Annotated in this window: 14 protein-coding genes; 8 read left to right on the forward strand and 6 right to left on the reverse strand. The window is 69.3% G+C overall.

Going from position 1 to position 18,661, the window contains the following annotated elements; genetic code table 11:
* Nucleotides 1-358: 358 nt before the first annotated feature.
* Genes ACZZZF_RS06840 through ACZZZF_RS06855 form a run of 4 tightly spaced genes read left to right on the forward strand, consistent with a single transcriptional unit; the run spans nt 359 to nt 4,801 of the window.
* Nucleotides 359-2,638: a sigma-70 family RNA polymerase sigma factor gene (locus tag ACZZZF_RS06840; protein ID WP_463497704.1), complete on the forward strand. Its 2,280-nt coding sequence runs from the start codon at nt 359-361 to the stop codon at nt 2,636-2,638.
* Between the two features lie 30 nt (nt 2,639-2,668).
* On the forward strand, nt 2,669-3,040 hold the full coding sequence (locus tag ACZZZF_RS06845) for a YrdB family protein (protein WP_053095398.1): 372 nt from the start codon (nt 2,669-2,671) through the stop codon (nt 3,038-3,040).
* A complete protein-coding gene (locus tag ACZZZF_RS06850; RefSeq protein WP_463497707.1) occupies nt 3,037-4,401 on the forward strand; it encodes an FAD-binding oxidoreductase in 1,365 nt (454 codons plus the stop codon). Before ACZZZF_RS06845 ends, ACZZZF_RS06850 begins: the two co-directional genes overlap by 4 nt.
* Nucleotides 4,394-4,801, forward strand: a complete 408-nt coding sequence (locus ACZZZF_RS06855) for an NUDIX hydrolase (RefSeq protein WP_187250104.1) — start codon at nt 4,394-4,396, stop codon at nt 4,799-4,801. The genes ACZZZF_RS06850 and ACZZZF_RS06855 overlap by 8 nt, the downstream gene beginning before the upstream one ends.
* Before the next feature lie 12 nt (nt 4,802-4,813).
* Here ACZZZF_RS06855 and nagB read toward each other — a convergent pair whose 3' ends face one another.
* The 5 genes from nagB to ACZZZF_RS06880 form a co-directional block, all read right to left on the reverse strand.
* The gene (gene nagB, locus ACZZZF_RS06860) at nt 4,814-5,593 is read right to left on the reverse strand and encodes a glucosamine-6-phosphate deaminase (protein WP_053095395.1); all 780 of its coding nucleotides are present in this window, start codon (nt 5,591-5,593) and stop codon (nt 4,814-4,816) included.
* Complete coding sequence (locus ACZZZF_RS06865; RefSeq protein ID WP_171821895.1) at nt 5,586-6,551, reverse strand: ROK family protein; 966 nt, start codon at nt 6,549-6,551, stop codon at nt 5,586-5,588. Before ACZZZF_RS06865 ends, nagB begins: the two co-directional genes overlap by 8 nt.
* Nucleotides 6,552-6,609: 58 nt before the next feature.
* Nucleotides 6,610-7,797, reverse strand: coding sequence for an ROK family transcriptional regulator (locus tag ACZZZF_RS06870; RefSeq protein WP_056277392.1), 1,188 nt, complete (start codon nt 7,795-7,797; stop codon nt 6,610-6,612).
* A gap of 79 nt (nt 7,798-7,876) precedes the next feature.
* Nucleotides 7,877-11,131 carry a family 20 glycosylhydrolase gene (locus tag ACZZZF_RS06875; RefSeq protein ID WP_463497710.1) on the reverse strand — a complete coding sequence of 1,085 codons (3,255 nt, stop codon included), beginning with the start codon at nt 11,129-11,131 and terminating at the stop codon, nt 7,877-7,879.
* Entirely contained in the window at nt 11,122-12,339 is a 1,218-nt protein-coding gene (locus tag ACZZZF_RS06880) for a type III PLP-dependent enzyme domain-containing protein (protein ID WP_463497712.1), read from the reverse strand. Before ACZZZF_RS06880 ends, ACZZZF_RS06875 begins: the two co-directional genes overlap by 10 nt.
* Nucleotides 12,340-12,364: 25 nt before the next feature.
* On the opposite strand from ACZZZF_RS06880, the gene ACZZZF_RS06885 reads away from it, so the two are divergent.
* Both ACZZZF_RS06885 and ACZZZF_RS06890 read left to right on the forward strand, forming a co-directional pair.
* Entirely contained in the window at nt 12,365-12,772 is a 408-nt protein-coding gene (locus ACZZZF_RS06885; RefSeq protein ID WP_053095391.1) for a RidA family protein, read from the forward strand.
* A gap of 100 nt (nt 12,773-12,872) precedes the next feature.
* Nucleotides 12,873-14,387 (forward strand): L,D-transpeptidase family protein, encoded by a 1,515-nt coding sequence (locus tag ACZZZF_RS06890; protein ID WP_230101198.1) that lies wholly within the window; start codon nt 12,873-12,875, stop codon nt 14,385-14,387.
* A gap of 116 nt (nt 14,388-14,503) precedes the next feature.
* Here ACZZZF_RS06890 and ACZZZF_RS06895 read toward each other — a convergent pair whose 3' ends face one another.
* Complete coding sequence (locus ACZZZF_RS06895) at nt 14,504-16,723, reverse strand: NADP-dependent isocitrate dehydrogenase (protein WP_372984382.1); 2,220 nt, start codon at nt 16,721-16,723, stop codon at nt 14,504-14,506.
* Between the two features lie 179 nt (nt 16,724-16,902).
* Here ACZZZF_RS06895 and ACZZZF_RS06900 point away from each other — a divergent pair, with 179 nt between their 5' ends.
* Both ACZZZF_RS06900 and ACZZZF_RS06905 read left to right on the forward strand, forming a co-directional pair.
* Nucleotides 16,903-17,361: a GNAT family N-acetyltransferase gene (locus ACZZZF_RS06900; protein WP_053099400.1), complete on the forward strand. Its 459-nt coding sequence runs from the start codon at nt 16,903-16,905 to the stop codon at nt 17,359-17,361.
* A 212-nt stretch (nt 17,362-17,573) separates the two neighbouring features.
* Nucleotides 17,574-18,587 (forward strand): LacI family DNA-binding transcriptional regulator, encoded by a 1,014-nt coding sequence (locus ACZZZF_RS06905; protein ID WP_463497715.1) that lies wholly within the window; start codon nt 17,574-17,576, stop codon nt 18,585-18,587.
* The last annotated feature ends 74 nt before the right edge of the window (nt 18,588-18,661 follow it).

The following is an 18,661-nucleotide window of genomic DNA, read 5'->3' on the forward strand; positions in this document are numbered from 1 at the left end:
GCTGGCGGGCCGAGCGCTCCTCCCCCGAGGTGCCCGACCCACCATGCCGGTGCACTTACCCCTTGCACCAGCGCCTGAGCTCCGCCCCCCGGTGGAGCCCCATGGCTGTCTCTAGTGATGAGACGACGTCGACGCCGATTCATTACGCGATTTCTCAGATCTTTTTTCACGGTTCTTCCGCGCGCCCGACTGATCTGCCCGTGATCAGGTCTTTATTCGCCCCCGGTCTTCTGCGAGCACTTTTCGAGAAGGGGTGGCAAGCCTGAGAGATAGGAGAGAGAATGGAGATGACGCGTGATGAAAATGGGGTTCACGCGTCTCTTCATGTGGAGGCGCACTCGCGCTCCACGACAGATGGATGACAGTGGATCAGGACAGCACTTCACGCGAGGAAACGATCGCCGACGCCGATCTCGTCCTGCGCACCCGCTCGGGTGACGCGGCGGCCTTCGGCGAACTGTGGAGGCGGCACTATCCCTCCGGCATGTCGGTCGCGCGATCGATCACGTCGTCGATCGACCCCGACGACCTCGTGCAGGAGTCCTACACCCGCATCTATCAGGCGATCATCAAGGGCGGCGGACCGAACGGATCGTTCCGCGCCTACCTGTTCACGAGCATCCGCAACACCGCCGCCGCCTGGGGCCGCTCTCGACGCGAGTCCGCCATCGACGAGCTCGACTCCGTCGCCGATCCCGACAGCACCGACCAGGCGGCCAACGAGGCCCTCGATCGCAGCCTGACCGCGCAGGCGTTCCGCAGCCTGCCCTCCCGCTGGCAGGAAGTGCTCTGGTACACAGAGATCGAGCAGATGAAGCCGCAGGAGGCCGCGACCCTGCTCGGCATGAAGTCCGGCGCCGTCTCGCAGCTGGCTTTCAGAGCGCGTGAAGGACTTCGCGAAGCGTGGATCCAGGCTCACCTCCGCAGCGCGGCCGAAGGTTCCGACTGCCGGTGGACCATCGAGCACCTGGGTGCCTACTCGCGCGGCAACCTCAGCACGCGAGACCACAACCGTCTCGAGCAGCACCTCGACCAGTGCGCACGCTGCATGATCGTCGCCGCTGAGGCGAAGGACGTCTCCAAGCGGCTGGCCCTCGTGCTGCTGCCGCTCGTCCTCGGCGTCACGGGTTCCGCAGGCTACCTCGCCACCCTCCAGGGTGGCGGTACGCCCATCGTCGCGCTCGCGGCTATGCCCTCGGGGATCACCGAGGGAGCTGTCGTGGCTGCGGGAGGCGGAGCAGCCGCCGCCGGATCGTCGAGCGGCACCGGTGGAGCCGGCGCGACCGGCGCAGGCACAGCGACCGGTGGCGGAGCCGGTGGCACGGCGACCGGAGGCATCTTCAGCGGAGTCGGTGCGCTCGTCAGCGCAGGATCGGCGGCCCTCGTGGTCGCCGGCGTCGTGGCGGCCGCCACAATCATCCCGAGCCTCACGGGCGCGACGCCCGCGGCATCGATGCCGAGTGCCGGCGACAGCGATTCCTCGTCGATCAGTGCAGACGTCGGGCCCGACGAGTCGATGTCCGACGACAAGACGCCGATCGTCGATGAAGCGGAGACCGAGCCCGAGCCCGTCACCCCGCCCGTCGAAGCACCCGTCACCCCCCAGCCCGCTGAGGACATCGCGCCGGCGATCGTCTCACCCCCGGCGCCGACCGAGTCGACCGCGCCGGCGCTGCCCGAGTCCACGTCCCCTCCCGTGGACGAAGAGCCTGACGACGAGAACCCCGACGGCGAGAACCCCGATGGCGAGGTCCCGGGCGAGAACCCCGGAGAAACCCCCGGCGGAGAGACCCCCGGCGGCGAGACCCCCGGCGAGAACCCCGGAGAAACCCCGGGCGGCGAAACCCCCGGCGAGAACCCCGGAGAGACCCCCGGCGGCGAAACCCCCGGCGAGAACCCCGGAGAGACCCCCGGCGGCGAAACCCCCGGCGAGAACCCCGGAGAAACCCCCGGCGGCGAAACCCCCGGCGAGAACCCCACGGAACCGGCCGCGCCGACGACTCCGATCGAAGTGAGCCTCGCGAGCATCTGCCTCGACGCACGCGCTGTCACCTATGTGACCGTGAATGTGTCCGGCGAACCGGGCGCGGACATCGAAGCGCTGCTCGGCGGACGCCGCGGCGGCGTCGACGGCACATCGCTGAGTGACGCAGGGACCGGCACGATCGAGTTGCGCCCCGGTCTCGTCCAGATTCTCCTCGGCGCGCCCCTCGAGGTCCACTACGTGACGGCGTCCGGTCCGATGCTGCCGACGACCACGAGCCTCTCGGCTCTCGGGGTGACCCTCGGTTCCGTGGCCCTCGCTCCCTCGTGCGGAGGGCCGGCTGCGGATCCCGCCGAGACGGTACCCTCCGAGCCGACTCCGGACGACGCGATCGCGCCGATCCCCGAGCCGACGGACGAGGCAGCACCCGCTGCCCCGACCGAGTCCCCGGACGCCGAGGCGTCCCCTGAGACGCCGGCACCCGAGACGGAGGCCCCGGCCGCTCCCGTCGAGACCGCTCCTCCGGCAGAGCCCGTGACCGAGGACCAGACCGCCCTTCCGGCAGAGCCTGCCCCCGCTGACGACACCGCGCCCGCCGACGAGACCGCGCCGGTCGACCAGGTGGCCGCAGACGAGGCCGCGCCCGCGCTCTGACCCGCCATCGGCGGCGAATAGACTGGATCCATGTCCCAGGATCCCGCCTCCGTTCCCGGCGTCGACCGCCCCACCATCACCGCTCTCGACGTCGTCCGATCGGTCGTCCTCATCGTCGCAGTGGGCACCCTCGCCCTGTGGGGATTCGCCACCTGGCCCTTCCCGTACAACGTCATCCTCGGCATCGGGGCTCCGGTCGTCGTGATCCTGATCTGGGCGCTCTTCCTCTCGCCGCGACCCGTCCTGCGACTGCATCCGTTCCTTCGCGTCGTCGTCGAGCTGCTGATCTACGTCGGCGTCACGATCGCGTGGTGGCTGATGGACCAGCCCCTCATCGGCATCGCGTTCGCCGTGGTCGCCGTCGGCGCAGGCGTCGTGAGCGGCCGGCGTCGCATCCGATGAGCGCCCTCGACCTGCTCGTCGCCGCACTCGGCGACATCGTCGACACCGATGCGACGGTCCTCGAAGAAGCCCGCGCCGACAGATCCGGGCATGCGGCGCCCGGGCGGCCGCTCGCGGTCGTGCACGCCGAGACGGTCGAGCACGTCCAGACGGTGATGCGCATCGCGACCGAGACGGCGACCCCTGTCGTGGTGCGTGGCGCCGGCACCGGTCTCGCCGGGGCGGCGAACGGCGGCGAGGGCGAGATCGTGCTGTCCACTCGCCGGATGACCGCGATCCACGAGATCCGGGCCGACGACCTGCTTGCCGTCGTCGAACCCGGAATCCTCAACGCCGACCTCAACGACGTGCTCGCGGAGCACGGACTCTGGTGGGCACCGGATCCTGCGAGCCGTGCGATCTCGACGGTCGGCGGCAACATCGCCACCGGAGCGGGTGGGCTGCTCTGTGCGAAGTACGGCGTCGTGCGAGACGCGGTCCTCGGTGTCGATCTGGTTCTCGCCGACGGCCGACTGCTGCACCTCGGCCACCGCAGCGTCAAAGGCGTGACAGGACTCGACCTCACCTCGCTCGTGATCGGCTCCGAGGGCACGCTGGGCGTGGTCGTCGGCGCCACCCTCAAGCTGCGCCGACTGGTCGAGGGAACGACCTGCACCGTGACGGCCGTCTTCCCCGATGTGCGTGCCGCAGCGTCCGCCTCGGCCGCGGTCACCGCCTCGGGTGCGCAGCCGGCGATCATGGAGCTGATGGACTCCGCGAGCCTCGCCGCCGTCGCAGCCCTGCTCGACCTCCCCTCGCCCGTGGCCGGGAGCGCTCAGCTGACGATCCAGACCGATGGTCCGGCGGCAGTGGCCGAGGCGACGATGATCTCCGACATCCTGACGGCTCATCAGGGTGTGACCGAGGTCTCCCATGACCGCGAAGAAGGAGAGCGCCTCCTGGCCATCCGGCGTGCCATGCACCCCGCCATGTCGGCGCTCGGCACGACCCTCATCGAAGACGTGTCGGTGCCGCGCAGCGCCATGCCCGCCATGTTCGACGAGATCGCCCGCATCGAGAGGGCCTACTCGATGGCGATCCCCACGGTCGCTCACGCGGGCGACGGCAACCTGCATCCGAACTTCATCTTCGAGGGCGCAGAGCCTCCCGCTGAGGTCTGGGCGGCGGCGGACGAGCTGTTCCGGGCCGCGATCGCGCTCGGCGGCACGCTGACCGGAGAGCACGGGATCGGAACGCTGAAGAGCCGCTGGTTGGCCGACGAGCTCGGAGACGACCAGTGGGAGCTGCAGCGTCAGATCACTCGGGTGTTCGATCCGCTGGGAATCCTCAACCCCGGCAAGGTCTTCGCTCCCGATGCCTGACATCCACGTCAGCGCCGCGGTCATCGTCGATGACGCCGGCAGGGTGCTCGTCGTGCGCAAGCAAGGCACGACGCGCTTCATGCAACCCGGCGGCAAGCCCGAGCCCGGGGAGACCCCGTCGCAGACGCTGATCCGCGAGCTGCACGAAGAGCTCGGCCTTCGCCTGGATGAGGGCGATCTGGAGCCGCTCGGCACGTTCGTCTCCGAGGCGGCCAACGAGCCCGGTCACCGAGTCGTGGCCGACGCGTTCTCGGTGTCCATCGCCGCGGCGGAGGTCGTCGTCCAGGCGGAGCTCGCCGAGCTGCGATGGATCACACCCGCGGATGCCGAGACGCTGCCGCTGGCGCCGCTCAGCATCGAGCACCTGCTGCCGCTGGCGTGGCCGACGATTCGGCCCTGAGAGCCGACCGCGTCAGATCCCCTGCCAGCTCGGCTTGTTCGCGAAGGTGTAGCGGTAGTAGTCGGCGAGCTTCAGCCGGGACGCCGCGGCCTCGTCGACGACGACGGTCGCGTGCGGGTGCAGCTGGATCGCCGAACCCGGGAGGATGGCCGACAGCGGCCCCTCGACGGCATCCGCCACGGCCTGTGCCTTGCCCTCTCCGAAGGCGAGCAGCACGAGGTGCCGAGCGCGAAGGATCGTGCCGAGCCCTTGGGTGATGCAGTGCATGGGCACGTCGTCGATCGAGTCGAAGAAGCGAGCGTTGTCTTCGCGGGTCTGCTCGGTGAGGGTCTTCACGCGCGTGCGCGAGGCGAACGACGAGCCGGGTTCGTTGAAGCCGATGTGTCCGTCGGTGCCGATGCCGAGGATCTGCAGATCCACTCCTCCGGCCGCGTCGATCGCGGTCTCGTAGTCGTCACCTGCGTGCTGGATGGTGGCCTGTGCGCCGTTGGGCACATGGATCCGTCGCGGGTCGAGCCCCAGCGGCTCGACGACCTCGCGGGTGATGACCGAGCGGTAGCTCTCGGGATGAGCGGGGTCGATCCCCACGTACTCGTCCAGGGCGAAACCGCGCACCTGCGAGACATCGCGACCCGCGAGCCTGTCTCGCAGCGCCTTGTAGACGGGGAGGGGCGTCGAACCGGTGGCGAGGCCGAGCACGGCATCCGCACGTCCGTCGATCAGCTCGACGATCTCGGCGGCGACAAGCGCGCCTGCCGCTTCTGCGTTCTCGACGATGACGACTTCAGCCATGGGAAACGGTCTCCTTAGAGGGGGTGGTTGCGCCGACGACCGCGGCCCCGAAGGCCGCGGCGGGAGAGCCGGCAGGGAGCAGTTCGATCCTGTCGTCCAGGTGGAGCGAGCGCATGAAGGGCGAGGCCTCGGCATCGGACCGGAGAGCGTCGCGGATGCCCGTGTAGAGCCTGTCGCCGAGCGAAGTGAGGCCGCCGCCGATGATCACGCGTTCGACGTCGGCGGAGAGCACGAGCGCACGCACCGCCGCGGCCCCGCCGTGGAAGAGATCGGCGCGGAGCGCGAGCGCCCGTTCGTCACCGGTGTCGGCTGCGTCGAAGATGTCGCGCACCGGGAGCGCACCGGGACGATCCCAGGCTCGGGCGAGCGCGCCTCCGCCGCAGAAGGTCTCGATGCAGCCGCGCTGTCCACAGCCGCAGAGACGGCCGTTCGGGTCGACCGAGAGGTGCCCGACCTCGCCGGCCGTGCCTCGGGCGCCACGCCAGATCGTGCCGTCGACGACGATCCCGGCAGCGACCCCGGTGCCGAGATTGAGATAGGCCATCGACCCGTCGACGCCGCGCAGCACCGCAGCCCCGAGGGCGGCCGCTTTCACGTCGTTCTCCACGCGGACGGGGATACCCAGCTGTCGACCGGCGCGCCCGGCGAGATCCAGGGACTCGACGCCGAGATTCACGGCATGGAGCACCCGACCGGTGTCGGCGTCGACCAGCCCGGGGATCCCGACGCCCACCGATCTGACCGACGAGCGAGCGAATCCTCCCTCGTCGGCGAGCGCATCGACCGTCTCGAGGATGCTGACGACGACTGCCTCCTCACCCCAGCCGGTGGGTCGGCGCAGGCGCGCCAGAATGTCTCCGTCCGCGGACACCGCGACGGCATCGATCTTGGTTCCGCCGACGTCCAGGCCCACTCGTATGGGCCGACCGGACAGGTCGACGGCGAGCGCATCCGTCATCGGATGGTGCCCCTGCTCGTCTTCGGCTCGTGGACGCGGTCGCTCCCGCCGGTACGGATCACGAGACGCCCAGCTGGCTGGACAGCACCATCACGGCGGCACCGCGCAGGACGATGTCGTCCTGGTGGGTGCGGCGGATGAGCGCGTCCTCGAAGACGCCCTCGAGCGTGCGCGCGTGCAGGGTCTCGACCGCGGCGTCGATCAACACGCCGTCGAGCAGATCCTCGGGACCCGAGAGCACGACCTCGGACAGATCGAGTGCCGCGACGATCGGGGCGATCGCGATGCCCATGCGGGTGCCCGCATCGCGGAGGATCTCGTCGCGCGATCCGGGGGCGTCTGCGATGGCGGGACGCAGCCGCGTCTCACTCAGCCACGCTTCGAGGCAGCCGTCTTTGCCGCACGCGCAGCGGGGTCCACCGTCGGTGCCCACGACGACGTGGCCGATCTCGCCCGCTGCGAAACGACTGCCGAGCAGCGGCTGGCTGCCGGTGATGACGCCGGCTCCGACTCCGCGACCGATCTTGATGAGCATGAAGTCGGCCTTCGCCTCGCCGAACGTGTACTCGGCGAGCACCGCGGCGTTGGCGTCGTTGCGCACGAGGACCGGCAGATCGAGATCGACGCCCAGCTTCGCCTCGAGAGGGAGATTGCTCCACCCGAGGTTGGGCGAGCTGAGCACGACGCCGTCAGGACGCACGACACCGGGGCTGCCGATCCCGACGCCGAGGATGGGCTGCGTGGCCGTCTCGGCGAGCGCTCGGGCCAGCTCCAGCGTGGCGGCGTAGGCGGCGTCGCCGTCTGCGCTCTCGGGTCGCGGCACCTCACGGCGCTCGAGCACGTCGCCGTCGAGGCTGAGCAGAGCGCCGACGAAGGCATGGGGGCCGGAGAGATCGATCCCGATGATCTGGTGCCCGACTCGGTCGATGTCGATGAGGATCGGAGGCTTGCCCGGTCCGACCGTCTCGCGCACTCCCATCTCGACGACGATGCCGTCGGAGATGAACTCCGCGACGAGGTCGGAGATGGTGACCCGAGTGAGGCCGGTCTCGCGAGAGAGGTCCGCTCGACTCATCGCTCCCGAGTGATAGAGCGTCTGCAGCACGAGCGCGCGGTTGTGACCGCGAGCGTGTTCCGGGAGCACCTTCGAGCGAGAGCGCAGGTGGCGCCCCGGGCCGAAGGCGTGCGCGCTCGCGGCGACGTAATCTGGCGACGTCGAAGGACGCGATCCATCCGATACGGACATGTTTGTTAGTAGACCTTACGAACAAAAATTTCGCAACCCCTGCCACAGTTAGCACAGGGAGGGTTACGGAAACGTTACATTATGCCGAGAGTACTCCGGCGGCGGTGCCCGACGAGTCCGCCAGGCCTTCGACGAGGCCCGCGACTATCGCCTGCCGCGCCTCGCGTGTCAGAGGCTTCCCCGGCACTCCAGGACGCCTCTGCACGGGCGTCGGACCGTCGAGAGGACGATACCGCACACCGGACTCGGCGAGGCGTCTGAGATGGACGGGAAGACGTCGCGCGAACCCCTCATACGAGGGTGGTTCGCCGCCGTCCCACAGCCGTTCGGCGATCGCTGCGAGACGAGGGAACATCGCGAAGTCGACCCGATCTCTCGTCGGGAGGTGCTCGGTCCACACGTTGGCCTGTCCGCCGACCGCGCCGTCCTCGATGCGCAGCGTGTAGGCCTGCTCGATCGGCAGCGGCGGGCCGACCCGGATCGGCTCCTCCGCCGACTCCGACTGGGGGTAGTCGAGATACACCTCGAGGTCGGGGCACGCGATCACGGGGATGCCGCGCCTCAGCGCCTCGCGCATCGCGACGGGACCCCGCCACGCGAGGATCCGCACGCCCTCGGGGACATCGCCCTCGAGCACCTCGTCCCATGCCAGGGCGAGGCGCCCACGGCTGCGGAGGTGGGCGACGAAATGATCGGTGAACCAGGGCTGCACGTCGTGGGGAGTCGCGAGACCGAGCTCGCCCATCCGCTCGCGCGCAGCGGCGCTCTGCGCCCACTCGGTGACCGGCACCTCATCGCCGCCGATGCCGATCCACGGAGAGTCGAAGAGGTCGCACAGGGCGTCGATCGCCGCGCGCCCGAACGCGAGGGCGTCATCCGTCAGCGCGAGGGTGCGAGGGTTCACGCCGAAGCGCGACCACGGCGCGACAGCGCGCTCGCTCGCATCCGTGTTGCCGAGCGCGGGGTACGCGGCGAGCGCCGCCTGGATGTGCCCGGGCAGTTCGACTTCCGGCACGACCGTCACGAATCGCTCCGCGGCGTAGGCGACCAGGTCGCGCAGCTCCGCATCCGTGTAATGACCCTCGTGCAGCCCCGGCACCACTGTGGCGTGCGGCCCGTGGCCCCGCTGTGTCTCCTCGCGGCGCGCGCCCACCTCTGTGAGCAGCGGATAACCCGGCACCTCGAAGCGCCAGCCCTGATCGTCGGTGAGGTGGAGGTGCAGCACCGTGAGATGGTGGTCGGCCATCAGATCGACGAGTCGCTTCAGGTCCTCGACCGGGCGGAAGTGCCGCGCGACATCGAGCATGACCCCCCGCCAGGTGTGAGCCGGAGCAGACTGCCATGTTCCTGCGGGGATCCGAGCGCGATCGGAGCCGGGCTCGCGCAGCTGCCGGAGCAGCGTGACGCCCCGGAACACGCCCGCCGCACTCGCCCCCACGACGTCGATTCCCTCGGCGGTCACCGTCACGCGGAATGCCTCGGCGCCGACACGCGCTCGGGCGAACGGCTCCCCCGCGAGGGACTCGTCGATTCTCAACGTGATCGCGGGTGCCGCCTTCGCGGTTTCGAGATGCTCGCCGAGACGGGATGCGCTCGCGACGAGGGCTTCCGGAGCCGACACCGAGGTGTGAACCGTCCACTCGAACGGCTCGGCAGCGGGATCGATCACCGACGGGATGTTCGGGACCGGGGCACGATGCGCGGCGGGCGTCATTCGCAGCGCTCGACCCGGGGTCGCGCCGGACGCGTGCCCCGCCAGCACCACCGGCACACCGCCGACGAGCACCTCGTCGACGCCGATCGGCGCCTCGTGGGGAGCATCGAAGGTCGCCCCCGCCGTGATGGTCTCGGGATCGAACAGCACGAGGTCGGCCGTGGCTCCCTCGCGGATCACACCCCGCGGCGCATCACCCCGGTCGAGGCCCAGCCGCATCGCCGGCGTGCCGGACAGGTGCTGCACAGCCTGTTCGAGGGAGAGCACCCCGAGTTCTCGCACGTAGTGCCCGAGGTAGCGCGGGAAGGTCCCTCGGCCCCGCGGGTGCGGTCTCGCGCCGATCAGGATCCCGTCGCTGCCGCCGCTGTGCCGCGGGTGCCGCATGATCGTGCGGACGTTCTCCTCGTCGCCGATGTGCATCAGGATGCCGGTGGCCCCCGCATCCTCGAGGATCGTGTCCAACACCACGTCGACGGAGCGCCTGCCGGACGACTCGGCGATCTCCGCGACGGTCCGTCCGACGAGGTCCGCGAGTTCGGGCGACGAGGTGCCGGAGATCTGGATGGCCGACCAGTCGGCACGCTCCCCGTGGAAACCGTCGCAGCCGATCTCCTCGAGCTCGACGCGGACGGTCTCGCGTCCGCTCTCATCGAGCGCAGCGAGGGTCGCGAGCAGGTCGCCGCTCTCGGCCAGTCGGCTCGGAAGCAGCGCCGCGAGCGTGGTGGCACCGGGAAGATAAGGGTAGGTGTCGAGGGTCACGTCGACGCCGTCGTCGAGGGCCTCATCGACCAGAGCGAGCAGCTCTGCCGCACGCCCGCGGTTCGGAGCGAAGTTCATGGTCGCATGCGTGAGATGGATCGGACACCCGGTGCGACGGCCGATGTCGAGCGCCTCCCGATAGGCGTCCAGGGCTCCCCCGCCGTAGCTTCGGGTGTGGGGCGCCCAGTAGCCGCCGCGTTCGGCGACGACTCGGCAGAGCGCTTCCAGCTCCGCCGTGTCGGCGTACATCCCCGGGGTGTAGGTCAATCCGCTCGACATGCCGAACGCGCCTGCGTCGAGCGCCGCGCCGAGGATGCCGGACATCGCTGCGATCTCCGCAGGTGTGGCCGCCCGGTTCTCGTGACCGACCACCATCATGCGCAGATTGCCCTGCGGCACCAGGACCGCGGCGTTGCCCACCGCGGCCGAGTCGATCGCAGCGAGCAGGTCATCCATCGAACGCCAGGGGACGGCGGGCGGCATGCCGTTCCAGCCCGCGATCTGAGCCGGGATCACCGCCGCCGTCGCGTCGTCGAGCGGGGCATAGCCGAGCCCGTCCTGGCCGAGCACCTCCGTCGTGACGCCCTGGAGGATCTTCGCGTCGTGGGCTGCTCCCTGCAGCACGGCCAGCTCGCTGTGCGCGTGCATGTCGATGAACCCGGGAGCCAGCACCCGCCCCGCCCCCGCGACCTCCACCGCATCCGCCGGCAGTTCCAGGACCCTCTCATCTCCGTCGCGGATCACCGCGACGATGCGGGCTCCTTCGACCGCGACGTCGGCCGCGAACCTCTCGGCTCCGGTGCCGTCGACCACGGTGACGCCTCGGTACACCCGCACGGGCTTCTCGGTGCTCAGAAGCATGTCGCGACCGCTCCGATCACCCGGGGGTCCGCCGCATCCGGGTCGTCGATGACCGCCACCACGCGCCATTTGTCGAAAGCCGTGCAGGGATGCGACAGCCCGAGACGCACGACGTCGCCGACGGAGACATCCGCCCCGTCTGCAAGAGCGAGGAAGGCGTGCTGGTCGTTCAGGGCCGTGATCCGCCCCTCGACCGATTGCGGGACCGGCAGGTCGAGGTCGAACGGCACATCTCGACGGCCCGCGTCCAGCAGTGCGAGTCCCTCTTCGGGCTGCGAGACGACGCGCGACCACGCGTGCATGGCGGAACGCAGTGGCGCCGTCGATGTCAGGGCGCCGAACGGCGACATGCGCGAGTAGAAGCCGTCGTCGTGGATCTGGAACGCACCCGACCGCAGCACGATGTCGGCATCCGCTCCGTGAGGGGCCAGGATCGCCGCTGCCCGGTCGGGGAAGGCGCTGCCTCCTGCGCTGAGCACGGGCCGAACGCCGGGCGGATACTCGAGGCGACGGTGCAGGTCGACGAGTGTGGACAGATAGGCGTCGACGGCGGCGACAGACGCCTCCGACCGGTCGGGACCGAACGGTCCTTCGTAGCCGGCGACTCCGGCGAGCCGCAGACCGGGGGCCGCGACGATCGCCTGGGAGATGCGCTCCCCCTCTTCCACGCTGCGCGCGCCCGTGCGCCCGCCCCGGCCACCGAGTTCGACGAGCACGTCGAGAGGACGCTCGGCGTCGTGAAGCGCGTCGGCGAGGATGCCGACGGCCTCGACGGAGTCCGCCCAGCAGAGGATCCGGAGATCGCCCGCCGCAGCTTGCAGAGCGCCGAGGTGGTGCGCGGCGCCACGATCCGTGACGGCGTTCGCGATGAGCACGGGGGAGACCCCTGCCTCCACCGCGACTTCGGCCTGCCACGGCGTCGCGACGGAGATCCCCCATGCGCCGGCATCGAGCAGCCGCTGCCAGAGCGCCGGCGCCATCGTCGTCTTGCCGTGCGGTGCGAGGACGACTCCCTGTTCCGCCGCCCAGGCGAAGACGGTCGATTCGTTGTGGGAGAGCGCCGCCTCGTGGACCGTCAGCACCGGCGTCACGAGATCGGACAGATGCAGGCCCGCGTCGGGTACCTCCGACAGCCGCAGCCCCGCGGAACGCGGAGGGAAACCCTTCGCCCAGGTGCCGAGAACAGGATCCGGGATTTGTAGAGGCATCTAACAAGGCTACTAGGCTGGTCGCATGACCGCGAAGATCCGAGTGTCGACCGACGCCGCCCCCGCTCCCGCTCACACCTTCTCGCAGGGGATCCGAAAGGGCCCGATCGTGCAGGTCTCCGGCCAGGGCCCTGTCGACCCCCAGACGAGCGAATACCTCTTCCCCGGCGATGTCGCGGCTCAGACCACGCGCACGCTCGAGAACGTCAAGGCGATCGTCGAGGCATCCGGCGCGACATTCGACGATGTCGTGATGCTGCGCGTCTACCTGACCAAGCGGGAGGACTTCGCGATCATGAACGACGCGTATGGCGCGTTCGTGACAGCGCACACCACCAGCGGGGTCCTGCCTTCGCGCACGACCGTCTTCACGGGCCTCCCCCGCGAGGAGATGCTGGTCGAGATCGACGGCCTCGCCGTCATCAGCGACTGACGCATCGGGAATTTCCGCGGTCCACGGACCGTTGCCTCCTCGTTATCAGCGATCGCGTAGCATATCGCTAAGGACACGTGAGAAACCGGGGGGTGAGTTCGTGACCGATCTGATCTCAGCGCAGGATGCGAAGACCGAGAAGCTGACCGAGGCGACCGCCTCCGGCGACCAGCCGAATCCTGTCGCGCCCGCCGACTCCGGCGACGCACCCACCGACTCCCAGCCGCCGCGCAGCGGCGACCAGGAACTCGCCTGGGCGCCGATCGAACCGGCTCCGAAGAAGAAGCGCCTCGGCCTGTGGATCGGCCTCGGCGTGGGCGCGCTGGCCCTGGGCACGGCCGCCGCCTCGATGATCCTGATCGCGCCGGGCACCACGGTCGCCGGGATTCCCGTCGGCTGGCTCACGCCCGGTGCCGCGGCCGACACGATCCAGGCCCACGTCGCCGATGCAGAGGTCACTCTGACCGGAGCAGGCGGCGACACCGTGCTGACGGGAGCGGATCTCGGCGCCGAGATCGACGCGACCGCACTCGCGGACGCCGCTTTCGCGGAGCGTCCGCTCTGGAACGTGACCGCCTGGATGGGTGAACCCGTCGCCGGCGAGATCACTCTCGATCCCGCGACGGCCGAGGCCGCGTTGCGTGAGGCCGTGCCGTCGAGTTTCGAAGACGCGGTCGATGCCGGCGTCGTCTTCGACGCCGCAGGCGGTGGCTACGCGATCACCCCCTCAGCCACCGGGACGGCCGTCGACCTCGACGGTCTCACCGCCGCCATCGTCGACACGATCGCGGACGGTGGCACGAGCCTCGAGTTCTCCGGCGACCCGGCCGAAGCCGCGCCGGCGATCACTGATGAAGACGCCACGGCTTTCGCGACCTCACTGAACACGATGCTCGGCTCGATCGGCTTCTACATCGGCGAAGAGCGCACGGTGCCCGTCGACGCGGCGACCGCCTCGACCTGGATCTCCGTCGTCGACGACGGTGGCGAGCTCAGCGTGGTCGCCGACGAGGCTTCGATCCAGGCGACGATCGACGCCCTCCCGGCAGCCGTCGACCGGGCCCCGGTCAACGCGACGAACATCGTCGATTCGGCCGGCAAGATCCTCCGCACCGAGGCCGAAGGAGTGAGTGGTCGCGCGATCGGCGACACCTCTGCTCTCGCATCCGACGTCGCGACGAAGCTCGAGGCCGGCGAGGGCATCTTCCCCATCGAGGTCACCGAGACGCCGTTCGAGTCCGTCAACCTCGTGCGCAAGATCGATGTCGACCTCGGGTCGCAGACCGCGACCCTCATCGAGAACGGCGCGGTCGTGCGCTCCTGGGCGATCTCCTCGGGCAAGAGCGCGACACCCACCGACACCGGCAACTTCCGCGTCTACGCGCACGTGCGCGAGCAGACCATGAAGAGCCGCGAGCCGGACGGCTCGATCACCGAGACGCCCAACGTCCCCTGGGTCACCTACTTCAACGGCGACGAGGGCTTCCACGGCACCTACTGGCACAACGACTTCGGCAATCCCCGCAGCCACGGTTGCGTGAACATGCCGATCGATGTCGCCCGGTACGTCTACGAATGGTCGCCCGTGGGCCTCGAGGTCGCGGTCCACTACTGATCCCCGCTCTCACCGAGCAGATCCCCCGCACGCGACGCGTCGTCGATTCCGCGGAGGGATCACGCGAAGAAGGGGCCGGATGCTCTCGCATCCGGCCCCTTCTTCTGTGATCTGCGTCAGCTCAGCGCGTCGACGATGCCGTTCAGCGTGGTGGACGGGCGCATGACTGCGGTGACGAGCGCGTCGTCGGGGCGGTAGTAGCCGCCGATCTCGACGGGCTTGCCCTGCACGGCGTTGAGCTCGGAGACGATCTTCTCCTCGTTCTCGGCGAGCGTGGCGGCGATCGGTGCGAAGGACGCGGCGAGCTCGGCATCCTTCGTCTGCTTCGCCAGCTCCTGCGCCCAGTACAGACCCAGGTAGAAGTGGCTGCCGCGGTTGTCGATCGTGCCGAGAGCGCGGCCCGGGGAGCGGTCCTCTTCGAGGAACGTTCCGGTCGCCGCATCGAGGGTCTCCGCGAGGACCCGGGCCTTCTCGTTCCCGGTGCGGTCGGCGAAGTGCTCGAGCGACGCGGCCAGCGCGAAGAACTCGCCCAGCGAGTCCCACCGCAGGTAGTTCTCCTCGACGAGCTGCTGCACGTGCTTGGGGGCCGATCCGCCGGCGCCCGTCTCGAAGAGGCCACCGCCGGCGAGCAGCGGGACGATCGACAGCATCTTCGCGCTGGTGCCGACCTCGAGGATCGGGAACAGGTCGGTCAGGTAGTCGCGCAGCACGTTGCCCGTCACCGAGATGGTGTCGAGGCCGTGGCGCATCCGCGCCAGCGTGTAGCGAGTGGCTTCCTCGGGCGCGAGGATCGTGATCGTGAGGCCCTTGGTGTCGAGCGTCGCGAGACCCTGGTGAACCTTGGCGATGATCTGCGCGTCGTGCGAGCGGTTGGCATCGAGCCAGAACACCGCGGGCACGCCCGTGGCGCGAGCGCGGGAGACGGCGAGCTTGACCCAGTCCATCACCGGGATGTGCTTCGTCTGCGTCGCACGCCAGATGTCACCCGCGCCGACCTCGTGCTCGATCAGCACGGTGCCCTCGCTGTCGAGCACCTGAACAGTGCCTGCGGCGGCGATCTCGAACGTCTTGTCGTGGCTGCCGTACTCCTCAGCCGCCTGAGCCATGAGGCCCACGTTCGGCACGGTGCCGATCGTGGCGGGGTCGAGCGGGCCGTTGGCGATCACATCGTCGATGACCGCCTGATAGACGCTCGCATACGAGGAGTCCGGGATCACCGCGAGCGTGTCGGCCTCGCCGCCGTCCTTGCCCCACAGCTTGCCGCCGTTGCGGACGAGCGCGGGCATGGAGGCATCGACGATGACGTCGCTCGGGACGTGCAGGTTCGTGGTCCCCTTGTCGGAGTTCACGTACGAGAGACGCGGCCCCTCGGCGATGGCCCTGTCGAACGCTGCGGCGATCTCGTCGCCGTCGGCGATGTCACCGAGGCCCGAGAGGATCGAGCCGAGACCGTCGTTGGGGTTGAGTCCCGCGGCGGCCAGCTTGTCGCCGTACTGCGCGAACACGTCCTTGAAGAACACCCTCACGACGTGACCGAAGATGATCGGGTCGCTGACCTTCATCATGGTGGCCTTGAGGTGCACCGAGTAGAGGACGTCGTCGTTCTTCGCCGTCTCGAGCGTCTCGGCGAGGAAGGCGTCGAGGTGCGCGGCCGAGAGGAACGTCGCGTCGATGATCTCGCGCGGAAGGACCTTCAGCCCCTCCTTGAGGATCGTCACAGTGCCGTCTGCGGCGGTGTGGCGGAAGGTCAGGACGTCGTCATGGGCGGCGACCCAGGAGCGCTCGTTGTGCTTGAAGTCGTCGTGACCGAGCGTCGCGACGCGGGTCTTCGATCCCTCGGCGAACGGCTTGTTGCGGTGCGGGTGCTTCTTCGCGTAGTTCTTCACGGCCAGAGGTGCCCGACGGTCGCTGTTCCCCTCGCGGAGCACGGGGTTCACCGCTGAGCCCTTGATGCGGTCGTAGCGGGCGCGGACATCCTTCTCCTCGAGAGAGGTCGGCTCGTCCGGGAAGTCGGGGATGTCGTAGCCCTGGGCCTGCAGCTCGGCGATCGCGCCCTTGAGCTGCGGGATCGAGGCCGAGATGTTCGGCAGCTTGATGATGTTCGCCTCGGGGAGCGTGGCGAGGCCACCGAGCTCGGCGAGGGAATCACCGACCTGCTGCTCCGGGGTGAGCTTCTGCGGGAATGCCGCGAGGATGCGTCCGCCGAGCGAGATGTCGCGGGTCTCGACCTCGATGCCCGCCTGCCCCGTGTAGGCCTTGATGATCGGCAGGAAGGAAGCGGTGGCGAGAGCCGGAGCCTCGTCCGTGTAGGTGTAGATGATGGCGTCGTCGGTCACCAGGAGGTTCTCCGTTCGCGAGGGCATATTTGTCTCGATACCAAGATACCTGAGCCGCTCCCGACGCACGTTCGCCGGGAGGCGGGGTACACATCGACTTCCGGCATTCCGCAGAGCTGCACCCCTGACGAAAGTCGAGGTTTCTGCGCGGCGACCCGATGAGGGGCTAGCCTGTGATCATGTCCGAACTGCGCATGGTCGAACTCTCCGCTGCGACGATCGTCGCCGTGAACAACATGTCGCTCAAGCCCGGACAGGAGCAGTTCCTCGCTCCGGTGTCCTATGGCATCGCCGCGACCGTCATCAACCCCCAGACCTCCTGGCAGCGAGTCGTCCTCGACGACGACCAGGTCGTCGGTTTCGTCAGTGCGAACTTCGACGCCGATGCCCCGGAAGAGCACTTCCGCTCCGTGCTGTGGCGCATCAACGTCGACGCCGACGACCAGGGCAAGGGCGTCGGTCGCTTCGCGGTCGAGCAGCTCATCGAAGAGGCGCGAGTCCGCGGATTCGACCACGTCAACGTCATCTACGAGGCCGGAGAAGACGGTCCCGAGGCGTTCTTCCTGCGTGTCGGCTTCACCCCTGTCGGCGAGACCGAGTACTCCGAAGTCATCGCTCAGATCCGCATCCCTTCGTAGACCGGCGGCGGGGTCTCGAATCCCCTCCCCCATCGAGGCCCCGTCGCCCTGTCCGGTGAATCGATGGGACCGCTCCCGCGTTCTCCGCGATCGATTTGTTGCGAGTGACCACAAAAAGGTTGCGCGCAGCGTCGAACCGTGCCTATCATCGCTGTCAGAGGCGAGAGCGAAACGCTTCGACGATGTGACCGAAACACGACGATGGAGTCCTGATGACGACGATCCACGAGGTGGCAGAAGCCGCCGGAGTGTCGATCAGCACGGTCTCCTACGCTCTGAGCGGCAAGCGCCCCGTCTCCGAGAAGACGCGCCGCCGCATCGAGGACGCGGTGCACACGCTCGGTTACGAACCCGACGCCGGAGCACGGATGCTCGCCGGGCGCCGCACTCAGATCTTCGGGCTCACCGAGCCCCTCCGCGCCGACACGCACGCCCCGACCCACATGGCGTTCGTGCTCGCGACCGCGGTCGCCGCGCGGCGCCGCGGTTACGACATCCTCCTCCTGACCGACGAGCAGGCGTCAGAGGGCATGAACCGCGTCGCCGCGAGCAATCTGGTCGATGCCATCCTCGTGCTCGACGTCGCCCCCGACGACGAGCGCGCGGACATCGCCCGCTCCCTGCGCTCCCCCACCGTGTTCATCGGCATCCCCGACGACGCCCGGGATCTGACCTGCGTCGACCTCGACTTCGAGGCGACGGGGCATCTCGCGGTGGATCGACTGGCCGATGCCGGTCACACCTCGGTCACGCTGTTCGGCCAGACCGAGGTCTCCTACCGGAAGTCGAACTTCCCTCGTCGCCTGCTCCTCGGCGTGCAGAAGCGAGCGGCCGAGCGGGGCGTCGACCTCGACTGGGTGACGACGGGCGTCACGACCACCGACGCCTCCTCCGTGCGCGCGGCCGCAGAGCTGGCGCTGGAGCGCGGCGTCCGCGCCTTCATCGTCCACGCCGTCGGCGACGTCCACGACGTCCTCCTCGAGACGATCTCGTCCCAGGGGCTGACGGTGGGAGAAGACGTCTCCGTCATCTCGGCGGCCGCATCGTTCGACACGTCCGCGCTCGTCGTCCCGATCGACACGATCCCGCTCGTACCCCAGAGGTCGTGCGAGCTCGCCGTCGACCTCGCGGTGCAACGCCTGGAGGAACCGGGCCTGCCCGCGCAGATCCACCTGATCCCACCTGAGTACCAGTCCGCCGGCTCCGTCGCTCCCGCTCGGGAGTGACGGGCGTCGACCGCGCAGCCGCATCGCGATCATCGAAACGCTTCGACGATCGCCTCATCACAACTGAACACCCG

Source organism: Microbacterium sp. AC215 (assembly GCF_979258645.1).

Bases quoted from the DNA above. Each gene is read 5' to 3' on its own strand.
- ACZZZF_RS06840 (WP_463497704.1), top strand. From the start codon at position 359: ATGACAGTGGATCAGGACAGCACTTCACGCGAGGAAACGATCGCCGAC.
- ACZZZF_RS06845 (WP_053095398.1), top strand. From the start codon at position 2,669: ATGTCCCAGGATCCCGCCTCCGTTCCCGGCGTCGACCGCCCCACCATC.
- ACZZZF_RS06850 (WP_463497707.1), top strand. From the start codon at position 3,037: ATGAGCGCCCTCGACCTGCTCGTCGCCGCACTCGGCGACATCGTCGAC.
- ACZZZF_RS06855 (WP_187250104.1), top strand. From the start codon at position 4,394: ATGCCTGACATCCACGTCAGCGCCGCGGTCATCGTCGATGACGCCGGC.
- nagB (WP_053095395.1), bottom strand. From the start codon at position 5,593: ATGGCTGAAGTCGTCATCGTCGAGAACGCAGAAGCGGCAGGCGCGCTT.
- ACZZZF_RS06865 (WP_171821895.1), bottom strand. From the start codon at position 6,551: ATGACGGATGCGCTCGCCGTCGACCTGTCCGGTCGGCCCATACGAGTG.
- ACZZZF_RS06870 (WP_056277392.1), bottom strand. From the start codon at position 7,797: ATGTCCGTATCGGATGGATCGCGTCCTTCGACGTCGCCAGATTACGTC.
- ACZZZF_RS06875 (WP_463497710.1), bottom strand. From the start codon at position 11,131: ATGCTTCTGAGCACCGAGAAGCCCGTGCGGGTGTACCGAGGCGTCACC.
- ACZZZF_RS06880 (WP_463497712.1), bottom strand. From the start codon at position 12,339: ATGCCTCTACAAATCCCGGATCCTGTTCTCGGCACCTGGGCGAAGGGT.
- ACZZZF_RS06885 (WP_053095391.1), top strand. From the start codon at position 12,365: ATGACCGCGAAGATCCGAGTGTCGACCGACGCCGCCCCCGCTCCCGCT.
- ACZZZF_RS06900 (WP_053099400.1), top strand. From the start codon at position 16,903: ATGTCCGAACTGCGCATGGTCGAACTCTCCGCTGCGACGATCGTCGCC.
- ACZZZF_RS06905 (WP_463497715.1), top strand. From the start codon at position 17,574: ATGACGACGATCCACGAGGTGGCAGAAGCCGCCGGAGTGTCGATCAGC.